This window comes from Pseudomonas sp. 51_B, from assembly GCF_017491595.1.
Taxonomy (GTDB): domain Bacteria; phylum Pseudomonadota; class Gammaproteobacteria; order Pseudomonadales; family Pseudomonadaceae; genus Aquipseudomonas; species Aquipseudomonas promysalinigenes.
The window spans coordinates 1-216 of record NZ_JAFGYW010000671.1 but is presented as its reverse complement, the minus strand read 5'-3'; the positions used below and the strand labels follow the sequence as shown (position 1 = coordinate 216).

Sequence of the window (216 nt, the reverse complement as noted above, 5' to 3'; positions counted from 1 at the left end):
CGCCACCTTCGGTCACGCTTGGAGTAGCGGTCAGAGTGGCGGTGGTGGTGTCGACGGAGTCCGCGATGACGGTCGTGGCCGGCGCCGGGTTCGGCGTCAGCTGTTCGAAGTTGCCACCGGTTGCTGCGGTGATAGTGGTGTTAACGGTCGAACCATTGTTGTAGACGTCATTGGCCGGCGTCTGGAAATCGACGCTACCGGTGCTCTGGCCAGCTG

The 216-nt window shown here is 63.0% G+C and carries 1 protein-coding gene; it reads right to left on the bottom strand.

The window, feature by feature from the left end; genetic code table 11:
• Positions 1–216: immunoglobulin-like domain-containing protein (locus J5M56_RS26640; RefSeq protein WP_207938272.1), on the bottom strand; the 216-nt coding region annotated here is incomplete at both ends.